General features: G+C 61.9%; 24 protein-coding genes. 8 read left to right on the top strand and 16 right to left on the bottom strand.

The window, feature by feature from the left end; genetic code table 11:
• The first annotated feature begins 231 nt into the window (after positions 1-231).
• Together C8N32_RS06255 and C8N32_RS06250 are read left to right on the top strand one after the other, a co-directional pair.
• A complete protein-coding gene (locus tag C8N32_RS06255) occupies positions 232-1005 on the top strand; it encodes a 3-hydroxybutyrate dehydrogenase (RefSeq protein ID WP_107891620.1) in 774 nt (257 codons plus the stop codon).
• Entirely contained in the window at positions 1005-2036 is a 1032-nt protein-coding gene (locus C8N32_RS06250; protein WP_107891619.1) for a patatin-like phospholipase family protein, read from the top strand. The genes C8N32_RS06255 and C8N32_RS06250 overlap by 1 nt, the downstream gene beginning before the upstream one ends.
• 1 nt (position 2037) lies before the next feature.
• Here the strand turns inward: C8N32_RS06250 and C8N32_RS06245 are convergent, their stop codons facing one another.
• The 4 genes from C8N32_RS06245 to C8N32_RS06230 all read right to left on the bottom strand — a co-directional run bounded on the left by C8N32_RS06245 (position 2038) and on the right by C8N32_RS06230 (position 5216).
• Positions 2038-2640 carry a LysE/ArgO family amino acid transporter gene (locus tag C8N32_RS06245; protein WP_107891618.1) on the bottom strand — a complete coding sequence of 201 codons (603 nt, stop codon included), beginning with the start codon at positions 2638-2640 and terminating at the stop codon, positions 2038-2040.
• Positions 2637-3347: a DUF502 domain-containing protein gene (locus tag C8N32_RS06240; RefSeq protein WP_107891617.1), complete on the bottom strand. Its 711-nt coding sequence runs from the start codon at positions 3345-3347 to the stop codon at positions 2637-2639. Before C8N32_RS06240 ends, C8N32_RS06245 begins: the two co-directional genes overlap by 4 nt.
• 67 nt (positions 3348-3414) lie before the next feature.
• Positions 3415-4329: a pseudouridine-5'-phosphate glycosidase gene (locus C8N32_RS06235; protein ID WP_107891616.1), complete on the bottom strand. Its 915-nt coding sequence runs from the start codon at positions 4327-4329 to the stop codon at positions 3415-3417.
• Entirely contained in the window at positions 4326-5216 is an 891-nt protein-coding gene (locus tag C8N32_RS06230; RefSeq protein ID WP_107891615.1) for a PfkB family carbohydrate kinase, read from the bottom strand. Before C8N32_RS06230 ends, C8N32_RS06235 begins: the two co-directional genes overlap by 4 nt.
• Before the next feature lie 211 nt (positions 5217-5427).
• Between C8N32_RS06230 and rpsB the strand changes: the two genes are divergently transcribed.
• Positions 5428-6204: a 30S ribosomal protein S2 gene (rpsB, locus tag C8N32_RS06225; protein WP_107891614.1), complete on the top strand. Its 777-nt coding sequence runs from the start codon at positions 5428-5430 to the stop codon at positions 6202-6204.
• 72 nt (positions 6205-6276) lie between these two features.
• Complete coding sequence (gene tsf, locus C8N32_RS06220; RefSeq protein ID WP_107891613.1) at positions 6277-7155, top strand: translation elongation factor Ts; 879 nt, start codon at positions 6277-6279, stop codon at positions 7153-7155.
• Between the two features lie 255 nt (positions 7156-7410).
• On the opposite strand, the gene C8N32_RS06215 is transcribed toward tsf, so the two are convergent.
• From C8N32_RS06215 to C8N32_RS06180, 8 genes are all read right to left on the bottom strand, one after another.
• On the bottom strand, positions 7411-8160 hold the full coding sequence (locus tag C8N32_RS06215; protein ID WP_170106744.1) for a helix-turn-helix transcriptional regulator: 750 nt from the start codon (positions 8158-8160) through the stop codon (positions 7411-7413).
• 133 nt (positions 8161-8293) lie between these two features.
• Entirely contained in the window at positions 8294-8986 is a 693-nt protein-coding gene (gene phoB / locus C8N32_RS06210; protein ID WP_107891611.1) for a phosphate regulon transcriptional regulator PhoB, read from the bottom strand.
• Positions 8979-9698, bottom strand: a complete 720-nt coding sequence (phoU, locus tag C8N32_RS06205; protein ID WP_107891610.1) for a phosphate signaling complex protein PhoU — start codon at positions 9696-9698, stop codon at positions 8979-8981. The genes phoB and phoU overlap by 8 nt, the downstream gene beginning before the upstream one ends.
• Positions 9699-9711: 13 nt before the next feature.
• Entirely contained in the window at positions 9712-10509 is a 798-nt protein-coding gene (pstB, locus tag C8N32_RS06200; protein ID WP_107891609.1) for a phosphate ABC transporter ATP-binding protein PstB, read from the bottom strand.
• Between the two features lie 18 nt (positions 10510-10527).
• Entirely contained in the window at positions 10528-11892 is a 1365-nt protein-coding gene (pstA, locus tag C8N32_RS06195; RefSeq protein WP_107891608.1) for a phosphate ABC transporter permease PstA, read from the bottom strand.
• On the bottom strand, positions 11889-13352 hold the full coding sequence (gene pstC / locus C8N32_RS06190; RefSeq protein WP_107891607.1) for a phosphate ABC transporter permease subunit PstC: 1464 nt from the start codon (positions 13350-13352) through the stop codon (positions 11889-11891). Before pstC ends, pstA begins: the two co-directional genes overlap by 4 nt.
• 81 nt (positions 13353-13433) lie before the next feature.
• On the bottom strand, positions 13434-14468 hold the full coding sequence (locus C8N32_RS06185; RefSeq protein ID WP_107891606.1) for a substrate-binding domain-containing protein: 1035 nt from the start codon (positions 14466-14468) through the stop codon (positions 13434-13436).
• 127 nt (positions 14469-14595) lie between these two features.
• Positions 14596-15636: an ATP-binding protein gene (locus C8N32_RS06180; RefSeq protein WP_107891605.1), complete on the bottom strand. Its 1041-nt coding sequence runs from the start codon at positions 15634-15636 to the stop codon at positions 14596-14598.
• Between the two features lie 153 nt (positions 15637-15789).
• Between C8N32_RS06180 and C8N32_RS06175 the strand changes: the two genes are divergently transcribed.
• Entirely contained in the window at positions 15790-16161 is a 372-nt protein-coding gene (locus tag C8N32_RS06175; RefSeq protein ID WP_107891604.1) for a hypothetical protein, read from the top strand.
• Positions 16162-16163: 2 nt separating this feature from the next.
• Here the strand turns inward: C8N32_RS06175 and C8N32_RS06170 are convergent, their stop codons facing one another.
• From C8N32_RS06170 to C8N32_RS06160, 3 genes are read right to left on the bottom strand one after another with little or no spacing between them, the layout of a single operon-like run.
• Positions 16164-16691 (bottom strand): gamma carbonic anhydrase family protein, encoded by a 528-nt coding sequence (locus C8N32_RS06170; RefSeq protein ID WP_107891603.1) that lies wholly within the window; start codon positions 16689-16691, stop codon positions 16164-16166.
• 1 nt (position 16692) lies between these two features.
• Positions 16693-17331 carry a guanylate kinase gene (gmk, locus tag C8N32_RS06165; RefSeq protein ID WP_107891602.1) on the bottom strand — a complete coding sequence of 213 codons (639 nt, stop codon included), beginning with the start codon at positions 17329-17331 and terminating at the stop codon, positions 16693-16695.
• A 9-nt stretch (positions 17332-17340) separates the two neighbouring features.
• Entirely contained in the window at positions 17341-18213 is an 873-nt protein-coding gene (locus tag C8N32_RS06160) for a YicC/YloC family endoribonuclease (RefSeq protein WP_107891601.1), read from the bottom strand.
• Between the two features lie 162 nt (positions 18214-18375).
• Between C8N32_RS06160 and C8N32_RS06155 the strand changes: the two genes are divergently transcribed.
• A complete protein-coding gene (locus tag C8N32_RS06155) occupies positions 18376-18948 on the top strand; it encodes a PAS domain-containing protein (RefSeq protein WP_107891600.1) in 573 nt (190 codons plus the stop codon).
• Here the strand turns inward: C8N32_RS06155 and C8N32_RS06150 are convergent.
• Positions 18945-20312 carry a class II 3-deoxy-7-phosphoheptulonate synthase gene (locus C8N32_RS06150; RefSeq protein WP_107891599.1) on the bottom strand — a complete coding sequence of 456 codons (1368 nt, stop codon included), beginning with the start codon at positions 20310-20312 and terminating at the stop codon, positions 18945-18947. The two genes, C8N32_RS06155 and C8N32_RS06150, sit on opposite strands and share 4 nt — an antisense overlap.
• Positions 20313-20459: 147 nt before the next feature.
• Between C8N32_RS06150 and C8N32_RS06145 the strand changes: the two genes are divergently transcribed.
• Together C8N32_RS06145 and C8N32_RS06140 are read left to right on the top strand one after the other, a co-directional pair.
• The gene (locus C8N32_RS06145) at positions 20460-21467 is read left to right on the top strand and encodes a GlxA family transcriptional regulator (protein WP_107891598.1); all 1008 of its coding nucleotides are present in this window, start codon (positions 20460-20462) and stop codon (positions 21465-21467) included.
• 167 nt (positions 21468-21634) lie between these two features.
• Positions 21635-22819 carry an ABC transporter substrate-binding protein gene (locus tag C8N32_RS06140; RefSeq protein WP_107891597.1) on the top strand — a complete coding sequence of 395 codons (1185 nt, stop codon included), beginning with the start codon at positions 21635-21637 and terminating at the stop codon, positions 22817-22819.
• Positions 22820-22827: the final 8 nt, after the last annotated feature.

Below are 22827 nucleotides of genomic sequence, written 5' to 3'. Positions count from 1 at the left end.
CTGAGAGTAGAGGCGCTTTCCAAGCATTTCAAACTTTTAGCTTGGAGCGCGGCGCCGGATTGCTTATAAAGGGGGCACTGCTCGATAGGTTTCTTGCCTGTATGAAACCTGCCTCAATAACTCAACGCCCGCCTTGTGCGGGCGTTTTTTTCGCATCCCCTCCGAAGCCGTCCTTTTCTTCGCAAGCGCAGCATATATTGTGTCGGCAGGGAATTTCAGGAGGGAGTCCAGATGTCCTTGAAAGGCAAACGCGCGATCGTCACCGGCTCGAATTCGGGTATCGGGCTGGGCGTGGCGCATGAACTGGCCCGCGCCGGGTCCGATGTTGTGCTGAACTCATTCACCGATCGCGCGGAAGATCACGCCCTGGCCGAAGAAATGGCCCGCATGCACGGCGTCGCAGTCCGTTACATCAAGGCCGACATGTCGGAACCGGCGGAGTGCCGGGCACTGGTGGAACAGGCAGGCGGGTGCGATATCCTGGTCAACAACGCGGGCATTCAGCATGTCGCGCCGGTTGAGGCGTTTCCCATCGAAAAGTGGGACGCGGTCATTGCCATCAATCTGTCCTCGGCCTTTCACACCATCGCGGCGGCGGTGCCCGGCATGCGGGCGCGCGGCTGGGGCCGGGTCATCAACATCGCCTCGGCGCACGGGCTGACGGCCTCTCCCTACAAGGCCGCCTATGTGGCGGCCAAGCACGGCATTGTCGGCCTGACCAAAACCGTTGCCCTGGAAACCGCGCGGGAGCCGGTTACCGTTAACGCCATCTGTCCGGGCTATGTCCTGACCCCGCTGGTGGAGGCACAGATTCCCGACACGATGGCGAAATACGGCATGGGTCGCGAAGAGGTCGTCGAGAAGGTTATGCTGGAGCGTCAGCCCTCCCGTCAGTTCGCCACGGTTGAGGAACTCGGCGGTACGGCGGTGTTCTTGTGTTCCGACGCGGCGGCGCAGATCACCGGCACGACGATCAGCGTCGATGGCGGCTGGACGGCCTTGTAATGCTGCGGATCAATCTCGCGCTCCAGGGCGGGGGCGCGCATGGCGCCTTTACATGGGGTGTTCTGGATCGGTTGCTACAGGAAGACGACCTGAAGATCGAGGCGATTTCAGGCACTTCCGCCGGAGCACTGAACGGGGCGGCTTTGAAATCGGGCTACCTGGGCGGCGGGCGCGAAGGCGCGCGCGCGACGCTGGACTGGCTTTGGGCGCAGATGGGGGCCGCGGGCGACATGCGGCTGGTCAACTGGCTTCTGGCGTTGTCGCCCGGCGCGGGGACCGTTGCGCGGATGATTGAGGCCTCGTTCCCCGTTTCGCTGGCCGATACGGTTTCGCGCGTGCTCAGCCCCTACAGCTATGGCCCGTTCTACATGAACCCTTTGCAACGGATCGTGGAACGGTTCGATTTTGACAGGGTCTGCGCCGCGGATGGGCCGGCCCTGTTCGTGGGGGCAACCAATGTGCGGACCGGAAAGGTCCGCATCTTTGCCGGGGACGACATCACGCCCGATGCGCTGCTGGCGTCCGCCTGCCTGCCGAACCTGTTTCGCGCAGTGGAAATCCACGATCCAGAGACCGGTGAGACCGGAGCGTACTGGGATGGCGGTTACACCGGTAACCCGGCGTTGTTTCCCTTGTTCGACAATGGGTTGCCGAATGACATTGTCATCGTCGGGATCAACCCGGTTCAACGTTGCAAGGTGCCCAAAGCCCCCCAGGAAATTCAAAACCGTATCAATGAAATAAGCTTCAACTCTTCCTTGTTGCGGGAGATCCGGTCGATCAAGATGGTCAAGGACATGCTGGACGACGGGCTGCTGGAGCGCGGCACGCTCAAGGAAATCCGTTTGCACATGGTCGCGGACGATTCCACGATGCGCGATCTGAGTGTTGTGACCAAGATGGTCGCCAGCCCTGTTATCCTGTACCGCCTCAAGGACGCCGGGCGCGCGGCGGCGGAAAAATTCCTGTGCGATTGCAAGCCGGGGATCGGCCGGGCCGACACGCTGGATATGGCCGCGTTTTGCGGTTGAGCTAGCCAAGGATCAACGCCGCCGCGATGGCCCACATCGTCACGCCGATGACACTATCAAGAACCCGCCATGCGGGTGGGCTTCGCATCGCCGGCGCCAGCAGTCGCGCCCCATAGCCCAGCGCAAAGAAAAACACGAATGAGGCCGCCACCGCGCCCAGACCGAAGGCAAGTTTCGCGCGCCCCTCGAACCCGGCAGAGACCGCCCCGATCAGGCCCATCGTGTCGAGATAGACATGCGGGTTGAGCCATGTCAGCGCGGCGGCCGTTCCGATCACGGGCCAGAGAGATCCCTGCGCACGGGGCCCGGCAAGGCTTTCGCCGCCACGCCACGCGGCCCGAAAGCGGAGTGCCCCATAGAACAGAAGAAATACGGCCCCGCCCATCGCCATCACCCGTGGCAGCCAGGGCCAGAACCCGGTTATGGCGTCAAAGCCCATCACGCCGGCGGAGATCAGAAGCGCATCCGAAAAAGCGCAAAACAGCACCACCGTCAGAACATGTGAGCGCACCAGCCCCTGCCGAAGGACAAGCGCATTCTGTGCCCCGATGGCAAGGATCAGCGATATCGAAGTTGCAAACCCCGTCAGGGCAGCGCCGGTCATGCCTTGATCTTTTCAGGCTCCCTGTCGGCGGGAAGAAGGGGGGCCGCCCGGTCCGGCGGCGCAACAAGCCCGGCAGAGATCACCAGTTTCGCGGCATCCTCAACGCTCATGTCGAGAACGATGATGTCCCTGCGCGGAACGAACAGCAGAAAACCCGAGGTCGGGTTCGGCGTCGTCGGCATGAAGACGGCGGTCAGGTCGCCATCGTGGGGGATTCGGCGGTTGACCTCTCCTTTGGCGCGGGTCGAGATGAACGCCACCGCCCAGATCCCCTTGCGGGGGTATTCGACAAGGCAGGCCTGGTCGAAGCTGGTCTCTGACTGGGCAAAGACAGTCTCGGCGATCTGCTTGAGCCCATTATAGACCGAGCGGATCACCGGCATCCGGTCAACCATGCGCTCCCCCCAGCTGATGAAGGAGCGCCCGATCAGCCCCTTGGCCAGCCAGCCGACGATTACGGTGAAAACCAGGAAGAAGATGACTCCCAGCCCCCGCACATCGATACCGATGTAATGCTCGGGCTTGAACTTCGCGGGGATGAACGGCAGCACGAAACCGTCGATCCAGCCGGTGACCGTCCAGATCAGCCAGATCGTCAGACCGATCGGGGCGATCACGACGATACCGGTCAGAAAATTGGTGCGCAGCCGGTTCAGAAACCGGGGCTTGCGCGGCTCGGGGGTGTCCGAAGATTTCTGTTCAAACATTCAACAACTGTCCTGTTACAGCCCCGTATCTAGGCGGCGTCGGACGGTACGGCAAGCACCCGGCGCCCTAGGATCGGGCTTTGTCGATTTCCCGGGCGATTTCGGCGGCAAGGCGCGCATTATTCAGCACCAGCGCGATGTTCGCATCCAGTGATCGCCCCCCGGTCAGGGTGAAGATGCGTGACAGAAGGAAGGGGGTGACCGCTTTCGCGGCGATGTTTTCCGTCTTGGCATCGGCCAGGGCACGGGCGATGAGGGGGATCATGACATCCTGGGGAATCTCTGCCTCGGGGGGGATGGGGTTGGCAACAAGCTGCCCGCCGGCCAGCCCAAGCCGGGCGCGCATCAGGTGTGCGGCGGCGATTTCACGGGCGCTGTCCATGCGCAGAGGGGCGGAAAGGCCGGAGCGGCGCGACCAGAAGGCGGGAAAATCCCCGGTGCGGTAGCCGACCACCGGCACTCCGAGCGTTTCCAGAACCTCCAGCGTCCTGGCCAGATCGAGGACCGCCTTCGCCCCCGCCGCCACCACCGTCACCGGCGTTTGTGCCAGTTCATGCAGGTCAGCGGAGATGTCGAAACTCGTTTCCGCCCCCGCATGGACACCGCCGATTCCCCCCGTTGCAAATACCGCGATGCCCGCCAGATGGGCGCAGATCATCGTGGCCGCTACGGTTGTCGCCCCGGTGCGGCCGGTGGCAAGGCAGGCGGCGAGGTCTGCACGGCTGATCTTGGCAGCATCCGCGGCCGAGGCAAGGCGCTCCAGCCGCGCGGCGTCCAGCCCTACGTGGATCCGCCCCTCCATCAGCGCGACCGTAGCGGGGACGGCCCCGGCGTCGCGGACGGTTTGTTCCACCTGCCTGGCCGTCTGAAGGTTTTGCGGATAAGGCATGCCATGGGTGATGATCGTGCTTTCCAGCGCAACGACGGGCGCGCCGGTACGGCGGGCCTCGGTCACTTCGGGGCTGAAGGTCAGGGGTATCATGGAATGTCCTTTGCACTGATGTGGCGGGCGGCGGCGTCAAGGGCAGCCCGAAGGGCAGGGGCGCGGTCTGCGCCACGCGCCTCCGCCGCGAGATGGCCGGCCAGGAACGCATCCCCCGCGCCGGTGATGCGGTGTACCGTGACAGCGGGGGGGCGGGCGGTCAGCAGGTCGCCCCTGTGCAGGTCTGCGGCCATGTTTGGTCCGTCGGTAATCAACGCCCGGTTCGTCCCCATCTGCGAAAGCGCGGCGGCGGCCTCCGACGCACCGGAAAAAGGACGGGCACAGAGCCCTTCCGCCTCCAGCCGGTTGAGGTAGAGCGTTGCACGCGGATGGGTCAGAAAGGGGGTCAGTCGGGTTGCTTTGCCGGGGCTGGCCGGCACCACGCGCAGATCGGCACATGCAAAAGCCGGATTATGGGCGATTTCAGCCAGCAGAGGAGCGGTCAGATTGCCGTCCAGGATCACCGTCCCGCAAAAGGGCGCACCGGGCCGGCCCAGAGGTCCGGCCAGCAAAGGCTTCAGGATCGTGGCGCCGGCGCGTTCCAGCCCGTGGGCGTCGGCAATGGCGGCAGCCAGCCCGTCCGCATCCTCGATCGCCATGTAGCGGTCGGTGGGGTGAGCATGGCGATGGATGTATTCGGTGAACAGGCCGGCCCCGGTACAGGCGGTCAGAAGCTCTTCCCCTTCCGCATCCTGCCCCAGGGCGGACAGCAACGCGGGCCGCAGGCCGAACCGGCGCAGGCTGAGCGCGATGTTCAGCGCCACACCGCCGGGTTGCCGGATGATCCGGCCCGGCACGTCCTGGCCTGGCTGAAGCGCACCGGGGGCGCGGCCGATAATGTCCCACAACACGGCCCCGATGCAGACGATATCCACCTGCGCGGTCATGGCGCCACCTTTGGCCCGTGCAGCGCGCGCAGGCAAGCGGGTTTCAGCGAAAAACGGGGCAGGGGGCTTGCAAATGCCGCAAGACACGGGTACACGCGCGACCACTTCACAGGCGGGGCTGGGCCGCCGGGGGAAACATCCCCGAACGGTCCGCCGGTTGGGCATATGCCCTGAATGCCCCGCCAAGGCGCAAAACCGGAAAGGAAATGTTATGGCGCTTCCCGAATTTTCCATGCGTCAGCTTCTGGAAGCTGGCGTTCACTTCGGTCACCAGACCCAGCGCTGGAACCCGCGGATGCAAGAGTTCATTTACGGGGACCGGAACGGCATCCACATCATCGACCTGACCCAGACCGCACCGATGCTGGACGCGGCGCTGAATGTGGTTCGCGAAACCGTCGCCAAAGGCGGCCGCGTTCTTTTTGTCGGGACCAAGCGTCAGGCGCAAACGCCCATTGCCGAAGCCGCTGAAAAATGCGCGCAGTATTACATGAACCACCGTTGGCTGGGGGGGACGCTGACCAACTGGAAGACCGTTTCCCAGTCTATCCAGCGTCTGAAATTCATCGACGAACAGATGGATGCCGGGGCCGAGGGCCTGACCAAGAAAGAGCGCCTGGGCATGGAGCGCGAACAGGCCAAGCTGCAAGCCAGCCTTGGCGGCATTCGCGAGATGGGGGGGCTGCCGGACCTTCTGTTCATCATTGATGTGAAGAAGGAAGACCTCGCCATTGCCGAAGCCAGGAAACTGGGCATCCCGGTCGTTGCGGTGGTCGATACCAACTGCTCGCCGGAGGGGGTGGATTATGTCATTCCCGGCAACGACGACGCGGCCCGGGCCATCGCCCTGTACTGCGATCTTGTCAGCCGTGCCGCGCTGGACGGCATGAGCGCCCAGATGGATGCCGCGGGCGTCGATCTCGGTGCGCTGGAGGAAGCCCTTGAAGAGGATCTTCCGAGCGAGGCAGAGGCCACGGTGGACGCCTGATTTCCGCTACAGAACCGACACCGGGGGCGGGAAACCCGCGCCCGGACGAACGAAAATCGAGGAGAGCCGACAATGGCAATCACCGCGAAACTGGTGAAAGAGCTGCGCGACAAGACCGGCGCGGGCATGATGGACGCGAAAAAGGCGCTGACAGAAACCGACGGCGACATGGACGCCGCCATCGACTGGCTGCGGACCAAGGGGCTTGCGAAAGCCGCCAAGAAATCGGGCCGCACCGCAGCCGAAGGGCTGGTTGCCATTGCCGTTGACGGTGGAAAGGCTGTCGCGGTTGAAGTAAACTCGGAAACCGACTTCGTCGCCAAGAATGCCGAGTTCCAGGCAATGGTTGGAGAGATTGCCAAGGTCGCGCTGGCCGTGGACGATGTCGAATCGCTCAGGGCTGCCGATCTGGGGGGCAGGACCGTTGCCGATACCTTGACCGACAAGATCGCCACAATCGGAGAGAACATGACCCTGCGCCGCATGGCCAGGATCGAAGGCGATACCGTTGTGAGTTACATCCACAACGCCGCTACCGCAGGGATGGGGAACATCGGCGTTCTGGTCGCCATGGCCGGCGGCGATGAAGCGTTTGGCCGCCAGGTCGCCATGCATGTGGCTGCCGCCAATCCGGCATCGCTGAGCGAGGCGGATATAGACCCCGCCGTCGTTGAAAAGGAGCGCCAGGTCCAGATCGAGATCGCCCGCGAATCCGGCAAGCCGGAGCAGGTGATCGAGAAAATGATCGAAGGCCGGATGAAGAAGTTCCTGTCCGAAGTTACGCTTCTGGGGCAAGCTTTCGTTGTCAACCCGGACCTGACCGTGGCCGCGGCGGCCAGGGAGGCCGGCGCCACCATCACCGGGTTCGTCCGGTTCGAAGTTGGCGAGGGGATCGAGAAGGAAGAAGAAGATTTTGCCGCTGAAGTCGCGAAAGCGGCTCAGGGCGTCTGATCTCTGACAGGCCGGGCGCTTGACCGCCCGTTCGATGAAAGCGGGCTGGGCCGACAGGGTGAAGAATAAACCCTGCCGGTCCAGCCCCCCGGTTGCCCGGCTTTGGGGCCGCTGATCGTTTAATCACGGGCAGCCCCATGCTCCATGGCCTTAGAGGCCACCACTCACGGAACGGGGCGATGTTGCCAATTCAGGGTTGTGTAAAAAAGTCCGGGTTTCCTTACCTTAAGGTAAAGAGCGAAAGCCCCCAATCTTTCAGGATGTAAACAACTGGTTTCGGAGAATGGCTTTCGAAACGGCTTGAGCGGTTGTATCTACCTTTAAAACCAGGCGGGCGAGTCGAAGGTGTTTTTCCACCGTAGCGACAGTCACATTCAGAATGGTGGCGATGTCCTGCGTGGTTTTGCCCTGCGCAACCCATTCCAGAACCTCCTTCTGGCGGGGTGTCAGGCCGCGACCATTAGGCGCATGGGGCAGGGAGATCAGTTTCAGATGCGCAATGTTACATATGATTTCGATGGTTTTTCCGTGAACCTGCCAGATTCTGTCTGCATCGTCTTGTGACATTTCCGAACGTGCGGCGAGCGCCATGGCGCCTTTTGCCCGGGCCGAAATATCCATGAAACTGATCGTGTATCCCGCATGTATTCCATGTTCCTGGTTGAGCTTCAGCATGTCCTTTTCTGCGTCAGTCAGGCGTCCTTTTCTTTTCCTGTCCTGTACACAGCACCAACTTTTGGCCCCTACGTTGTTCAGCGCCCAGGCAAAAGGGGGGTAGCGGTAAAATCGGGCCGCTTGCAGAAGTTTACGGAGATAAGCTTTCGGGTAAGTACTCAGCACCATCAGGTCATCGGAATCCCCCACGAAATCTCCCGTTCGAAAATGGGTGAAGCCATAGATCACCCGATCGAACCCATGGGTTTCCAAAGCCTCTGATGTCGTTTTCCAAACAGTATCCGTGGATCTGGCCTGAATAACTTTCTCAAGAAATGCGACAAGAGTCATGAAGTCTCCGAAAAGTGGATAATAACTATATGAAATTACCATACTTCAGGATATCAGGCCGTGAAAGTGGGACCGCGTCACACACCCATTATATTACATAATATTCATTATCGGACTTATTGGTCCGGGGATGTTACCCCAAGGCGTAACCCGCCCCGCGGACTGTGCGCACCGGATCCTTGCCGCCATATTGACTGAGAGCTTTGCGCAACCGCCCGATATGAACATCCACGGTACGCGTATCGACATAGATATCCCGCCCCCAAACGCGATCCAGAAGCTGTTCGCGGCTCCAGACCCGGCCGGGTTTTTCCATGAAGGTCGACAACAGCCGAAATTCGGTTGGGCCGAGCTTTAGCAGCTTTCCAGAGCGAAATACCTTGTGGGTTTCTGAATCGAGCACGATGTCTTCGAACTCCAGCCGCTGGCCGAGTGCCGCGGGACGCGTGCGGCGCAACTGCGCGCGGACACGGGCCAGAAGCTCGACCACGGAGTATGGCTTGACAACATAGTCGTCCGCTCCGGTTTCCAGTCCCCTCACCCGGTCCACCTCTTCGGCGCGGGCCGAAAGCATGATGATGGGTACGGCCCGTGTCTCTGGACGGGTCTTCAGGCGACGGCAGATTTCAATCCCCGAGACCGAAGGCAGCATCCAGTCCAGAACGATCAGGTCCGGAGCGTTCTCTTCGACCAGCAGCAGTGCCTCGTCCCCGTTTTCGGCCTGCAACACCTCGAAACCTTCGGCCTGAAGGTTGTAATGCAGGATTTCGCGTTGCGCCGGCTCGTCTTCAACGATCAGCACCGTCGGCTGTTCCGTTTTAGCCATCGGTGACCTCGGGGTTGATATAGGCGCCGCGGTTGGCTTTCGGGCGGCTGTCCTCCGGCAGGGTGCCGGTAACGAGATAAATCACCTGCTCTGCGATTGCGGTGACATGATCCCCCATACGCTCAATGTTTTTGGCAATGAAATGCAGATGCATGCAGGCGGTGATGTTGCGCGGGTCCTCCATCATGAAGGTCAGGAACTCGCGAAACAGCGCATTGTACATCTGGTCGACTTCCTCGTCGCGCATGCGTACATCGGTGGCCAGTTCGGCATCGCGCTGGATGTAGGAATCCAGGACATCCTTTAGCATGGCTTCCACGGTTTTCGCCATGCGCCGGATAGCGCCGGAGGACCCGTCAACGGGCTGCATCTGAACCAGGACTCCGGTGCGTTTGGCCATGTTCTTGGCATAATCTCCGATACGTTCCAGGTTTGAGGAAATTTTCATGACGGTCAGTACGGTCCTCAGATCGCCGGCCGAGGGCTGGCGCAGGGCCAGAAGACGTACTGTCTCCTCGTTTACCTTTTCTTCGAGGGCATCGATCGCCTTGTCGCCGCGGCGTACACGCTCGGCCAATTCTTCGTCCCGCTCTTCCAGAGAGGTCGCGGCATCCAGAATGGCGGCTTCCACGAGGCCACCCATTTTCATGATCGTGGCCTGGATGGATTCCAGGTCCCGATCATAAGACGAAACAATATGACGTTCAGGCATCGAAGATCCTTTCTCAGCCGATCCGGCCGGTAATGTAGCTTTCGGTGCGCGTGTCGGCCGGGTTGGTGAAGATCTGGCCGGTATCGCCATACTCGACGAGGTTCCCAAGATGGAAAAAGGCGGTTTTCTGGCTGACGCGAGCCGCCTGCTGCATCGAATGGGTCACAATGACGACCGAGTAGTCCTGGCGCAGTTCGTCTATCAGTTCCTCGACCTGGGCGGTGGCAATAGGGTCAAGCGCCGAACACGGTTCATCCATCAAAAGCACCTCTGGCTCGGTTGCCACGGCGCGCGCAATGCACAGGCGCTGTTGTTGCCCTCCTGACAGGCCGGTGCCCGGTGCCCCCAGGCGATCCTTGACCTCATCCCAGATGGCAGCTCTGCGCAGGCTTTTCTCCACGATCCCGTCCAGATCGGCCTTGTTTCTGGCCATACCGTGAATCTTGGGCCCATAGGCGACGTTGTCATAGATGGATTTTGGGAACGGGTTGGGTTTCTGGAACACCATGCCCACCCTTGCGCGCAGTTGTACCGGGTCCACGCGGGGGTCGTAGATGTCCTGCCCGTCAAGGGTGATATTTCCCTGGACACGGCAGATATCTATGGTGTCGTTCATGCGGTTCAGGCAGCGCAAAAAGGTGGACTTTCCGCAACCGGAGGGGCCGATGAAGGAGGTCACCGTCTTGTCCTGGATATCGATATCGACATCCTTTATGGCGTGGTTGTCGCCATAATGGACCTGACAGCCGCGCGCGGAAATCTTTACCTCGTCGGTCACGGTTTCGCTCTCCAGTTTCGGGGTATCGTACATGTCACGTTCTCCAACGGCTTACCAGCGGCGTTCGAACCGGCGGCGCAGGATGATTGCCAGGATGTTCATCGCGGCGAGGAACACAAGCAGGACGATAATGCCGCCCCATGCACGTTCGTAAAAGGCCGGATCGGCCCGTTTTGCCCACTCATAGATCTGTGCGGGCATCGCGGAATTCGGATCGAGAAAGCCTGCCCCTACCCCGTCGGGATAGTTCGACGCAATGTAGCCCACCATGCCGATCAGCAGCAGTGGTGCCGTTTCGCCAAGCGCCTGTGCCAGCCCGATGATGGTTCCGGTAAGAATTCCGGGCATGGCCAGCGGCAGAACGTGATGAAATACCGCCTGCATTTTCGAGGCCCCTACCCCAAGCGCGGCATCGCGGATCGAGGGCGGCACGGATTTGAGCGACGCACGGGTCGAAATGATGATCGTCGGCAGCGTCATCAACGTCAGAACCAACCCTCCTACCAGCGGTGCCGATTGCGGCAGGTGCATGAACTGGATGAACACGGCAAGACCGAGAATGCCAAACACAATGGACGGGACCGCCGCCAGATTGGAGATGTTCACCTCGATCAGGTCGGTAAAGCGGTTCTGCGGCGCGAACTCTTCAAGGTAGATCGAAGCCGCGACACCGATCGGCAGGGCCAGCAAAAGGACCACCAGCATCATGAAGAAGGAGCCCAGTATGGAAACACCCATTCCCGCCTGTTCGGGCCGCGCATCCGAAGCATCCGTTCCGGTAATGAAGGCCGTGTTGATACCCTTTCCAACGACCCCCGCTCCGCGCAGAACGTCGACCAGGTCCAGGTGTTCGGCATCGAGATTCTTGTCTCGTGCGATGGACTCCCGTGTTACACGCCCTTTCAGATACCCGTCGACGCGAGATGAGGCCAGAACCGTGACCTCAACCGTCCGCCCGATCAGCTCCGGGTTGGCAAGAACCTGATTGCGCAGTTTGGCTGCGGCCCCGTCCGACAAAAGCTTGTCCAGATCAGAGGAAAATCCGACGATCTTCGCCCCCGACAGCGGTGTGTCGATGCCGTTTCCCTCGATCTCGCGCAGGATGGCCGCGCGCAGCAGCGGCTTGTAGGCGAAGGTCTTGACGGCCTTTATATCTTCGATGTTCCGGTTGCCGGGCTTGTCCAGCACATCTTCGCGCATCTCCACCCGGAGCGTAAAGGAGGTCTGCTGAAACGCCCCGATGCCGTTGGAGACAATCGCAAACAGCAGCGTCACCAGAAAGAACAGCCCTGCCCCGACCGCGATCATGCCGTAAAGACGAAAGCGGCGCTCGGCGGCATTGCGCTTGCGGGTACGGGCGTCGCCCTCGAACAGCCCCGGCCGCGCGACGGCGGGGGGCACGGTTGCGTCGGTCATTCGTACTGCTCCCGGTATCTGCGCACGATGTACAGCGCCAGAACGTTCAGCCCCAGGGTGATGACAAAGAGCGTCATGCCAAGGGCAAAGGCCACCAGCGCCTCGGGGCTGGCAAAATCGGCATCGCCGGTCAACTGGCTGACGATCTTCGCGGTTACGGTTGTCATGGCATCGAACGGGTTCATGCTGAGCCGGGCCGCAGCCCCTGCCCCCATGACCACGATCATCGTTTCTCCGATCGCGCGGCTTGCCGCCAGCAGGATCGCGCCGACGATCCCCGGAAGGGCCGCGGGCAGAACCACCTGCCGGACGGTTTCCGATCTGGTGGCCCCAAGGCCAAGGCTGCCATCGCGCATCGCCTGTGGCACGGCGTTTATGATGTCGTCGGAAAGCGAACTGACAAACGGGATCAGCATGATCCCCATCACCAGCCCGGCGGTCATCACTGCGGTGCCCGCCTGCATGATGCCAACACCCCCATCGCCGAAAACACGCATCAGCAGCGGGCCGACGGTCAGCAGGGCAAACAGGCCGTACACGATGGTGGGAATGCCGGCGAGAACCTCGATCAGCGGTTTGGCGACCGAACGCACATGCGGGGAGGCATATTCCGAAAGATACACCGCCGCGAAAAGTCCGATCGGCACCGACACCGCCAGTGCAATAAGGGAGATATAGAAGGTGCCCCACAGCAGCGGGAAGATGCCCAGTTCTGACCCGCCGCCAAAGCTCGGGCTCCAGGTCAGGCCCAGGAAGAAATCCCAGGCCGGGTAAAGGCCGAAGAATTCGACAGTATTGAAAATCAGCGAGAACACGATGCCGATGGTTGTCAGGATGGCGATGGTCGCGGATAGCAGCAGGAGCCCCAGGATTGCCTGCTCCACGACGTTGCGGGCACGGAAATCCCGGGTCGTGCGTATGATACTGACGAGCAGTCCCCCCAAGGCCAGCACGGCGATCGTCAAGCTGCGCAACAGGTCGCCCCGTGCGGCAAGCGATCGGTAGTTCTGTGCGGCGCGCAGCACTTCGGGTCCGATGTCAGAGCCGACCGCCACGCCGACTTCGCCCAGTCGTTCGCGCACATCGGTCAACTCGGTGCGCACGGTACGGGCGTATTCGGTCGTCATGGCGCCTTGCGACACGGCAAGGTCGAGGCCGTTCGCCACGCGGCGGACATCGCTCATCACGAGTCCGCGATCCGCGTTGCCTGAAAAAACGCGCTCGGGCAAATGGGTCGAGACGGCACGTTCGATGATCAGCGGCTGCACCAGTATCCAAAGCGCCAGCAGCGCCAATGCCGGAGCGGCGGTAAACAGGAAGACGTGGATGCCGTAATAGGACGGAAGCGAATGTAGCTTGCGGCTGTCCCCCCCGGCCGATGTCAGCGCGCGCGCGCGCCCCAGAACGTACCCGGCCGTGGCAAGTGCAAGAACGGCGAGGGTTAACCAGATCGCGGGCATGGTTTCTCCACCGGATCGGAAACGGAAATTCGGAAACGGAAATTCCGGGGACGGCACACACCGTCCCCGGATGCGAAAGGCTTACATGCCCATGGTGGTCTCGCCGGATACCATCTGCTGGGTCCTCGACAGTTCCGGGTCGGAAACCAGGCCATACTCGGCCAGCGGGCCGTCGGGGCCGGCGATCTCATCGCTGACGAAAAACTCGGCATATTCCTTCAGGCCGGGGATCACGCCGATATGGGCCTTCTTGATGTAGAAGAACAGCGGACGCGACACCGGATATTCGCCGCTGGCGATGGTCTCGGTGGAGGGGGCGACACCACCCATGGTGGCGACTTTCAGCTTGTCGGTGTTGTTTTCGTAGAACGCCAGGCCGAACACGCCGATGCCTTCGGGGTTGGAGTCGATGCGGGCCAGCGTCTCGGTGTAGTCACCGTCGATATCAACCGACTTGCCATCGGTGCGCACGGCCATACAGGCCGCTTCCACGGCATCTTCGTCCATGCCCATGCCGGCCATGGCTTCGGCGGCGCCGGTGTCTTCACAGCCCTGAAGCAGGACTTTTTCTTCGAACACTTCACGCGTGCCATGCTTGGTGCCCGGAATGAAGGCGGCAATCGCAACGACCGGAAGGTCGGCGTTGGCGTCGGCCCAGGTCATGTTCGGGTTGGCAACCATCTTGCCATCCATCGGGATTTCGGCGGCCAGGGCGTTGAACCAGTCGCCGGGGGCGAAGGCGGTGAAGGCGGGGCCGTCGATCTGGCTGGCGAACACGATACCGTCATAGCCGATACGGACCTCGATGATGTCGCTGACACCATTCTCGGCGCAGGCCTTGATCTCCTTTTCGCGGATCGCGCGGCTGGCGTTGGCGATATCGATAGTGTTTTCGCCCACGCCTTCGCAGAACCGCTTCAGCCCCGCCGAGGAGCCGCCGGATTCGACAACCGGGGTCGGAAAGTCGAAGTTTTCACCGAAGGCTTCGGCGACGATCGACGCATAAGGCAGCACCGTCGAGGATCCGGCAACCTGCACGTTATCGCGTGCGGTCGCAGCCGTGGCCGACATGGCGGCCATCGCCAGCGCCGAAACCGTCAGTTTCGCATAGGACATGAGAGAGCTCCTGATATCTGATGTCGGGCGGCGTTCCCGCCAGCCTGCCCACATGTTAGGCACCATGCCCGATAGTTTTGTGACGAATACGTAACTTTTTCATGACAAAGAAGCAGGAGGGCGTTTCTTATGCGAGTGGCAGCATCACGGAGAACCGGCTGCCCTGCCCTTTCTCGCTTGCGATACGAAAACGCCCCCGGTGCCGGTTGACGATATGCTTGACGATGGCCAACCCCAGGCCCGTCCCCCCCATCTCGCGGGAGCGATGGCTGTCCACGCGGTAGAACCGCTCGGTCAGGCGGGGGATATGAACCGGGTCGAACCCTTCGCCGTAATCCACCACGTCGATTCGCACGGCGGGGCCGCGAAACGCCAGTTCACGCGGACTGTGCGTAACGATAATGCGCACCCGACCGCCGGCCCCGCCATACTTGATTCCATTTTCAACCAGGTTCGTGAGGACCTGGACAAGCTGATCGGAATCCCCCTGCACCTCCATGGGGGCATCCGGCGTGTCGATTTCCAGCGCAACGCCGGCGTCCTGCGCCACCGAGCGCAGGGTCAGCGCCGCGGCATGGACAAGGGCAACGATATCGACGCGCTCAGAAGGGCGCATCCGCTCCTCCGATTCGACCCGGCTGAGTGACAGCAGGTCGCTGACCAGCCGGTTCATACGGCCGGCTTCGCGCTCCATGATATCGAGGAATCGGGCCCGTACCGCGGCATCCTCACGCGCGGCGCCTTTGAGGGTTTCGATAAACCCCAAAAGCGCGGTCAGCGGGGTTTTCAGCTCGTGGCTGACATTGGCAACGAAATCACGCCGGATCTGGCCGGCCTTTTCACGCTCCGACACGTCCAGCAGTGTTACAAGCGCCCCTTCACCATCAGGTGCGCGCACAGGGCTTGAGATCACCTCATAGGTGGCATCTGCACCATGTTCGGTCGTCAGGTAGCGTGAGCGCCGCATCTGATTCAGGCGCAGAGTTTCCTCTATGCAGTCCAGAATCGCGGGTTGACGCAGAACACCGATATAGTGGCGTCCCGTCAGCGCCCGGCCGAACATTTCCTGTGCCGCGGGGCTCATGTGGACGATTCTCTCGTCACCGGAGACCAGGAAAACCGGCAAGGGAAGCCCGGAAATGAGTGATTCGATCAAGTCAGACGACATGCCGGTGTCCTGCTTTTAGGTGGGGCGAAGCCTATGGGGCACTCCGAAAAAGTAAATATTTGGTATTATGGAATTATTATAAATGCAGAGATTTTGCTAACGATGCTCAGTTTTCTGTGCATAATGCGCGCAGTAAATAGTGTGTGAGGCCTTATGAAATCCGCCCCCCAGGACGGTCATACCGAGAAACATCCCAGAATCCAGCCTGTCGGCCTGTTGTTTGACGTACCGCAAGAAGATATCGCCCATATCTGCCTTCCCGAAGGGGCGCGGCTGGAAAAACTTTCTGCAAGCCGGCTCCCCTGCGTACTTTCCATCGCGCGAGAGGCCGAATTCGTGGTCGCGCCGCTCATCGGGCGGGAAGTCGATGCCGTGGAATTTGCCGCAATACTGCGGCGGGGCGGGTTTTGCGGACATTACATCGTGCTTACCCCCACCCTGCCCTGCAACGATCTGGTATTACAGGAAATCCTTCAGACCTGCCCCGGCCTGACCGTGGAACTTGCCGCCCGCAAGACCCACTGAGGTCAGGCAGGCTTTAGCCCGTTGCGGAAGCGGCGCATGTTGGCCTGGTACCCCAGGGCGGAATCGCGCAGCTTTGCGATCGTTGCGTCGTCCAGTTGGCGAACCACCTTGCCCGGCGCCCCCATCACCAGAGATCCGTCCGGGATTTCCTTGCCTTCCGTTACCAGGGCCCCGGCCCCGATCAGACAATTGGCGCCGATTTTCGCACCGTTCAAAACGACTGCGGCCATTCCGATCAATGTATTGTCACCGATGCTACAGCCGTGCAGCATCGCCTTGTGGCCAATGGTGCAGCCTGCCCCGATGGTCAGGGGAAACCCCATGTCGGTGTGGCAGACGCTCCCTTCCTGCACATTCGTTCCGGCGCCCACGACAATCGGTTCGTTATCCCCGCGCAGGGTACACCCGAACCAGACCGAGGCACCGCTTTCAAGTACCACCTGTCCGATCAGGTTGGCATCGGGGGCGAGCCAGAAATCGCCATCTGCGGGAAGTGTCGGCGCGATGCCGTCCAAAGCGTAAAGGGGCATGTCACATGGCCTCGAATTCAGCCTGAAGCGCACGCACGTGATCCACCAGCTCCGGTTGCTGGCTGCGGCGCAGGCGGGTTGCGTTCAGGATGGTTTTCAGCCGGGCCTCGGTAGTATCCAGATCGTCATTGATCAGCACGAAATCGTACCCGTCCCAGTGACTGATCTCGTCCCAGCTTTTCTGCATCCGGCGGGAAATTGTGGCGCCATCGTCCTGACCGCGGCTTTCCAGCCGGCGGCGCAGTTCCCGGATGGACGGTGGCAGCAGGAAAAGCGACAATGTGTGCTGACCAAGCGCAGAGTTGCGAATCTGCTGTGCGCCCTGCCAGTCGATATCGAACAACACATCGCGCCCCTCATCGATTGCAGTGCGCACCGGCCCCTCGGGAGAGCCGTAGAAATTGCCGAACACATGAGCATGCTCCAGCATTGCGCCCTTGCCGACCTCGGCTTTGAAAGCAGCCTCTGTCATGAAATGGTAGTCCTGCCCATTCACCTCCCCCGGACGCGGCGCGCGGGTGGTGGCGGACACCGAAAACACGATCTGCGGATCCCATGCCCGCAACCGGCGGGCCAGGGTGGATTTCCCGGCCCCGGAGGGCGAGGACAGGATGATGAGAAGACCGCGGCGCGCACTCATGCTCTGCTCCTACTCCACATTTTGAACCTGTTCGCGCATCTGATCGATGGCCGATTTTATCTCGATTCCAATTCTGGTCAGCGTTTCCGATTGCGCCTTCGAGCACAAGGTATTGGCCTCGCGGTTGAACTCCTGTGTCAGGAAGTCGAGCTTGCGACCAACCGGGGCGGTCGCCTTCAACAGCGCACGGGCCGCCGCGATGTGGGCATCCAGGCGGTCCAGTTCCTCCTGAACGTCGGACTTTATCGCGATCAGGGCCAGCTCCTGCGCGATACGGTCGGGGCCGATCCCGTCGGCGTTTTCCAGCACGCGGGCCAGATTCGCACGCAGGGTTTCGGCCATCCGGGGGGCGCGCGCGGCGGCTTCCGTGCGGGCCGCGGCGGTCAGGGCCGCGATCTCGTCCAGCCGGGCCGCCAGGATCTCCGCCAGCGCCCTCCCCTCGGCCGCCCGCATCTCGATGAAAGCGTCCAGAAGCGCGGGCAGGCTGTCCATGGCCTCCTGTACCAGAGGTTCCGACGCCTCGCTGGCAGTGCCGTCCATCACTCCGCGCAGGGCGATTACCTCTGCCGCACTGGCAGGCGCCAATGTTACGCCCGCGGCTTCTGCGGCATCCTGTACCTGCCGCAGGGCGACAAGAGCCACCGACAGCGCCTCCGGCACCACCGTCAGTGCGGGCAGCACGGTTTCCCGCGTCAGTCGCAAGGTCAGTGAAATATTGCCTCTTGTGATCCGCGAGGCGACCATCTTGCGGACGCTCTGCTCAGCGGCCATTCCCTCGGGCAGGCGCAGGCGTAGATCCAGCCCACGTCCGTTCACGCCGCGGATGTCCCATGTCCAGCCGGGCGCGCTGCGGGTTGCGAAAGCGGTCATTGACTTGACCATGTCAGCGGTTAACCATCTGTTAAGACTTTCCTTTAAGCTCCGCGTCCAAAGTGACATAACAAAGGGGCGGCAAGGGCTGTTTGCAACGGTTAGCACGCGTTACGGCGAAAGCTCAATCATTGCCCGCATGTCTTTCCAATTCAGCAAGCTCCGGTTTTGACGATGGCACATTTTCCAACCCTCGAAGAAGTAGATGCCTACTGGCATGGCCTTCGCAAAGGGCGCCCCCTGCCCCGGCGTGCCGAGATCGACCCGCGGGGGTTCCAGAATGCCCTGCCCGGCTGCTTTCTGCTGGAGCGGATCTCCCCCCACGAGGCCCGGTTCCGCGTGGCCGGAAGCGCCCTGGCGGATCTGATGGGGATGGACCTGCGCGGCATGCCGTTTTCGGCCCTTGTCGTACCCGATGACCGAATCCGGATGAGGCGCCTGCTGGACGGGATGTTTCGTACCCCATCCCGTATGCGGGTGGAGATCCGGGCCGGAGGTTCCCACCGGGGCGACGGGGCGATGCTGGTTCTGCCCCTCTCAGATTCCGGGGGCGAGATCAGCCAGGCCCTCGGGGTGGTGGCGGTATCCGGGCGCCCGGGCGCTTGTGTGCCCCAACGGCTGTGCCTTGGCCGCGGGCAATTGCTGCCGCTGACGACCCGGCCTGCCCCCCGCCCGGAGGAGATGTCCGCAAGGCCCCCGGCGGCGCGCCGGAGGCCACGGCTTGTTCTCGTTCACCCCACCCTTTAAACGGCGGCAGCGGTGCGCCCGGCATGGCTGGTGCTGAGTTCCTCGGCCACGAGGAAGGCCAGCTCCAGCGCCTGGCTGGCGTTGAGACGCGGATCGCAGGCGGTGTGGTAACGCGAAGACAGGTCTTCGTCGGTGACGGCCCGCACCCCACCGGTGCATTCGGTCACGTCCTTGCCGGTCATCTCGAAATGTACCCCGCCGGGGATTGTGCCCTCTGCCTTGTGCACGGAGAAGAACTCCTGCACTTCGCGCAGCACGGACTCGAACGGACGGGTCTTGAAACCGCTGGCGGACTTGATCGTGTTGCCGTGCATCGGGTCACAGGTCCAGACGACATTGGCACCCATCTCCCGTACCACGCGGATGAGACGTGGCAGGTGATCCCCGACAACCCCTGCGCCGAAACGGGTAATCAGGGTCAGACGACCGGGGGTGTTTTCCGGGTTCAGGCGTTCGATCAAGGCTTTCAGGTCATCGCCGGTGATCGAGGGGCCGCATTTCAGCCCGACCGGGTTCATGACGCCGCGGCAGAACTCCACATGGGCGCCATCCACCTGCCGGGTCCGGTCCCCGATCCACAGCATGTGGCCTGAACCGGCGACCCAGTTGCCCGAGGTCGAATCCACCCGTGTCAGGGCCTCTTCGTATTCGAGAAGCAAGGCCTCATGCGAGGTGAAGAAATCCACCGTGCCCATGCCGTGCATGGTTTCGGCGTTAACCCCGGCGGCGGTCATGAAATCCAGCGTATCTCCGATACGCGTCGCCATCTCGCGGTAACGTTCGGCTTCCTCGCTGTCGGTGAAGCCCAGAATCCAGCTGTGGACGCGGTGAATATCGGCAAAGCCGCCCTTTGAAAAGGCCCGCAACAGATTCAGCGAGGCCGCCGCCTGGGTATAGGCCTGCAACATGCGCGCGGGGTCGGGTATGCGTGCCGCCTCGGTGAACTCGAAGCCGTTGATGATATCGCCACGGTAGCTGGGCAGTTCCACCCCGCCCGCGATTTCCGTCGGGGCAGAGCGCGGCTTGGCGAATTGCCCGGCCATGCGACCGACCTTCACAACCGGAAGCTTCGCGCCATAGGTGAGGACGACGGCCATCTGCAACAAGACCTTGAAGGTATCGCGGATGGTGTCGGCCGAGAACTCGGAAAAGCTTTCGGCGCAATCGCCGCCCTGAAGAAGAAACGCTTCCCCCCGTGCAACCTGGCCCAGCTTGCGCGTCAGGTTGCGGGTCTCGCCGGCAAAGACCAGCGGCGGATAATTCGCAATCTGCGCCTCGACGGCATCCAGGGCCGCCTGATCGGTATAGTCAGGCATCTGAATGCGGGGCTTGCTGCGCCAATCCGATTTTCGCCAGTCTGTCATTGGTCTTGCTCCACAGCTATCGTCTGGCCGGTGTTATAAAAGCTCGGGGCCTGCCCGGCTACAGTGAATTCCGACAATTTTCCACGGCCGGTCTTGAACGCTCCGGTCAAACCTGCTTTCGCTTTGATTGGGGGAGCGGAGGGGCACATGAGCGAGCCGCTGAAAGAAGAGTTCCGGGTCGCAATCGGGGAGACAAGACCGCGCGACGTGGTGTTCGTGCTGGTGGAGTCCTTCACCTTGCTGAGTTTTTCCTGTGCCATCGAACCCCTGCGGCTGGCCAACCGGATGTCGGGCAAGACGCTTTACCGCTGGCGGCTGGCGGGAGAAGGCGGAACGGAAATGGCCTGCTCGGCGGGGGCGGTGCTGAAGCTGGACATGGATCTGGCCGAACTGGGCCGGGACGAGATCATTCTTGTCTGCGGCGGTCTCGACATCCAGAAGGCAACCACCAGACGTCTCGTGAACTGGCTCCGACGCGAAGCGCGGCGCGGGGCGACCATTGGCGGGTTGTGTACGGGGGGCTACGTGCTGGCGCGGGCCGGGTTGCTTGACGGACGGCGCGTGGCGGTCCACTGGGAAAACCATGACGGGTTTGCCGAGGAATTCGAGAACGTCCACCTGACGCGGGCGGTCTTCGTTCTGGACGGCAACCGGCTGAGCTCTGCCGGAGGGGCGGCGTCAGCCGATCTGATGCTGCGGCTGATCGCGCAGGATCATGGCGAGGAGCTGGCCCACGCCGTCGCGGATCAGTTGATATACAGTGCAATCCGAACGGATCAGGACACCCAGCGGCTTTCGGTGCCCTCTCGTATCGGGGTGCGCCACCCGAAGCTGTCGCAGGTCATCCAGACGATGGAAGGCAACCTCGAAGAGCCGATCCCCCCTGTCGTTCTGGCCCGCAATGCGGGCATGAGCACCCGGCAACTTGAGCGGTTGTTTCGCCGCTATCTCAACCGCAGCCCGAAACGCTATTACATGGAATTGCGGCTGCAAAAGGCCCGCAATCTGCTGATGCAGACGGACATGAGCGTCATCAACGTGGCGCTGGCCTGCGGGTTTACCTCGCCCAGCCATTTTTCCAAGTGCTACCGCGCCCATTACAGCACCACCCCCTACCGGGAGCGCGGCACCCGCGGACCGGCCTTGCCCGAATAGGACCGATCCGAATCCTTTTGAGGCTGCGGCAAATTTTCTTTCAGTACGCCCCCTCTGATCCGTAACAATAGCTAAAATTGTGCGTGCCTGACGCATGTGTCGGCCTTCCCTTTTCCGGTTGCGCGGAATAGTCTGCGCCGGGATAGGTTCAACATGGGAGTTGACACATGAAGAAGTTTCTTTTTGCCACCGCCGCCACAGCCCTTCTGGCCGGTGCCGCCGGTGCGGAAGAGGTCAAGATCGGCGTGGTCGCTGCATTTACCGGGCCGCTTGAAACTCTCGCCCCGCCAATCGCGGCCGGCCACGAACTGGCCCTGAAGGAAGCCAGTGAGTCCGGGATATTCCTTGGCGGATCGAGCATCGCGCCCGTCCGCGGCGATTCCACATGTATCGACGCCGCCGCCGCCACCGCTGCGGTCGAACGGCTGATTACCTCGGATCGGGTTTCGGGCATTCTGGGGCCGATGTGTTCAGGCGCGACGGGGTCGGTTGTGCAGAACGTGGCCGTGCCCAACGGCATGGTGGTCATCTCTGCCTCGGCCACTTCACCGTCGCTGTCCGATATCGAGGATAATGGCCTGTTCTTCCGCACCGCCCCTTCGGACGCCCGCCAGGGGGCCGTGATGGCCGATATCGTCCTGGAAAAAGGCATTTCTGAAATCGCGGTGACCTACACCAACAACGACTACGGCAAGGGCCTGGCCTCGGCCTTCGAAGCGGCCTTTACCGCGAAAGGCGGCACCGTGACGCTCAACGCCGCGCATGAGGACGGCAAGGCCGACTACTCTGCCGAGGTTGGCGCGCTGGCCTCTGCCGGCGGGGACGCGCTGGCCGTTGTGGGGTATGTCGACCAGGGGGGATCGGGCATCGTTCAGGCGGCTCTGGATACGGGCGCATTCGACACGTTCGTCTTCCCCGACGGAATGGTCGGAGACGCACTGGTGGAACGGTTCGGCAGCGATATCGACGGATCCTTCGGGCAAAACCCCGCCGCTGCGGGAGAGGGCCGTGATATTTACAACGGCATGGCCGAAGCCGCCGGCTACGACGGCACTTCAGCTTTCTCGGGGGAGGCCTACGATGCCGGCGCACTGATGGTTCTGGCGATGCAGGCCGCCGGCTCCAGCGACCCGAAGGCTTATGTCCAGAAGCTGGAAATGGTCGCCAATGCACCGGGTGAGCCAATCCTGCCCGGTGAAATCGGGAAGGCGTTGCAAATCCTGGCCGATGGCGGCGATGTAGATTATGTCGGCGTCTCGTCGATCGAACTCATCGGTTCGGGCGAAAGCGCCGGATCCTATCGTGAGGTAACCTTCGAAGGGGGCGAGATGAAAGTGGTCGGATATCGTTGACATTTACA

The organism is Rhodovulum imhoffii, from assembly GCF_003046545.1.
In the GTDB taxonomy this organism is placed as follows: domain Bacteria; phylum Pseudomonadota; class Alphaproteobacteria; order Rhodobacterales; family Rhodobacteraceae; genus Rhodovulum; species Rhodovulum imhoffii.
Note: the sequence above shows the minus strand (reverse complement) of the source record. Positions and strands in the feature narration are given on the sequence as shown.

Coding starts and splice junctions, on each gene's coding strand:
- C8N32_RS06255 (WP_107891620.1), top strand. CDS start 232: ATGTCCTTGAAAGGCAAACGCGCGATCGTCACCGGCTCGAATTCGGGT.
- C8N32_RS06250 (WP_107891619.1), top strand. CDS start 1,005: ATGCTGCGGATCAATCTCGCGCTCCAGGGCGGGGGCGCGCATGGCGCC.
- C8N32_RS06245 (WP_107891618.1), bottom strand. CDS start 2,640: ATGACCGGCGCTGCCCTGACGGGGTTTGCAACTTCGATATCGCTGATC.
- C8N32_RS06240 (WP_107891617.1), bottom strand. CDS start 3,347: ATGTTTGAACAGAAATCTTCGGACACCCCCGAGCCGCGCAAGCCCCGG.
- C8N32_RS06235 (WP_107891616.1), bottom strand. CDS start 4,329: ATGATACCCCTGACCTTCAGCCCCGAAGTGACCGAGGCCCGCCGTACC.
- C8N32_RS06230 (WP_107891615.1), bottom strand. CDS start 5,216: ATGACCGCGCAGGTGGATATCGTCTGCATCGGGGCCGTGTTGTGGGAC.
- rpsB (WP_107891614.1), top strand. CDS start 5,428: ATGGCGCTTCCCGAATTTTCCATGCGTCAGCTTCTGGAAGCTGGCGTT.
- tsf (WP_107891613.1), top strand. CDS start 6,277: ATGGCAATCACCGCGAAACTGGTGAAAGAGCTGCGCGACAAGACCGGC.
- C8N32_RS06215 (WP_170106744.1), bottom strand. CDS start 8,160: ATGACTCTTGTCGCATTTCTTGAGAAAGTTATTCAGGCCAGATCCACG.
- phoB (WP_107891611.1), bottom strand. CDS start 8,986: ATGGCTAAAACGGAACAGCCGACGGTGCTGATCGTTGAAGACGAGCCG.
- phoU (WP_107891610.1), bottom strand. CDS start 9,698: ATGCCTGAACGTCATATTGTTTCGTCTTATGATCGGGACCTGGAATCC.
- pstB (WP_107891609.1), bottom strand. CDS start 10,509: ATGTACGATACCCCGAAACTGGAGAGCGAAACCGTGACCGACGAGGTA.
- pstA (WP_107891608.1), bottom strand. CDS start 11,892: ATGACCGACGCAACCGTGCCCCCCGCCGTCGCGCGGCCGGGGCTGTTC.
- pstC (WP_107891607.1), bottom strand. CDS start 13,352: ATGCCCGCGATCTGGTTAACCCTCGCCGTTCTTGCACTTGCCACGGCC.
- C8N32_RS06185 (WP_107891606.1), bottom strand. CDS start 14,468: ATGTCCTATGCGAAACTGACGGTTTCGGCGCTGGCGATGGCCGCCATG.
- C8N32_RS06180 (WP_107891605.1), bottom strand. CDS start 15,636: ATGTCGTCTGACTTGATCGAATCACTCATTTCCGGGCTTCCCTTGCCG.
- C8N32_RS06175 (WP_107891604.1), top strand. CDS start 15,790: ATGAAATCCGCCCCCCAGGACGGTCATACCGAGAAACATCCCAGAATC.
- C8N32_RS06170 (WP_107891603.1), bottom strand. CDS start 16,691: ATGCCCCTTTACGCTTTGGACGGCATCGCGCCGACACTTCCCGCAGAT.
- gmk (WP_107891602.1), bottom strand. CDS start 17,331: ATGAGTGCGCGCCGCGGTCTTCTCATCATCCTGTCCTCGCCCTCCGGG.
- C8N32_RS06160 (WP_107891601.1), bottom strand. CDS start 18,213: ATGGTCAAGTCAATGACCGCTTTCGCAACCCGCAGCGCGCCCGGCTGG.
- C8N32_RS06155 (WP_107891600.1), top strand. CDS start 18,376: ATGGCACATTTTCCAACCCTCGAAGAAGTAGATGCCTACTGGCATGGC.
- C8N32_RS06150 (WP_107891599.1), bottom strand. CDS start 20,312: ATGACAGACTGGCGAAAATCGGATTGGCGCAGCAAGCCCCGCATTCAG.
- C8N32_RS06145 (WP_107891598.1), top strand. CDS start 20,460: ATGAGCGAGCCGCTGAAAGAAGAGTTCCGGGTCGCAATCGGGGAGACA.
- C8N32_RS06140 (WP_107891597.1), top strand. CDS start 21,635: ATGAAGAAGTTTCTTTTTGCCACCGCCGCCACAGCCCTTCTGGCCGGT.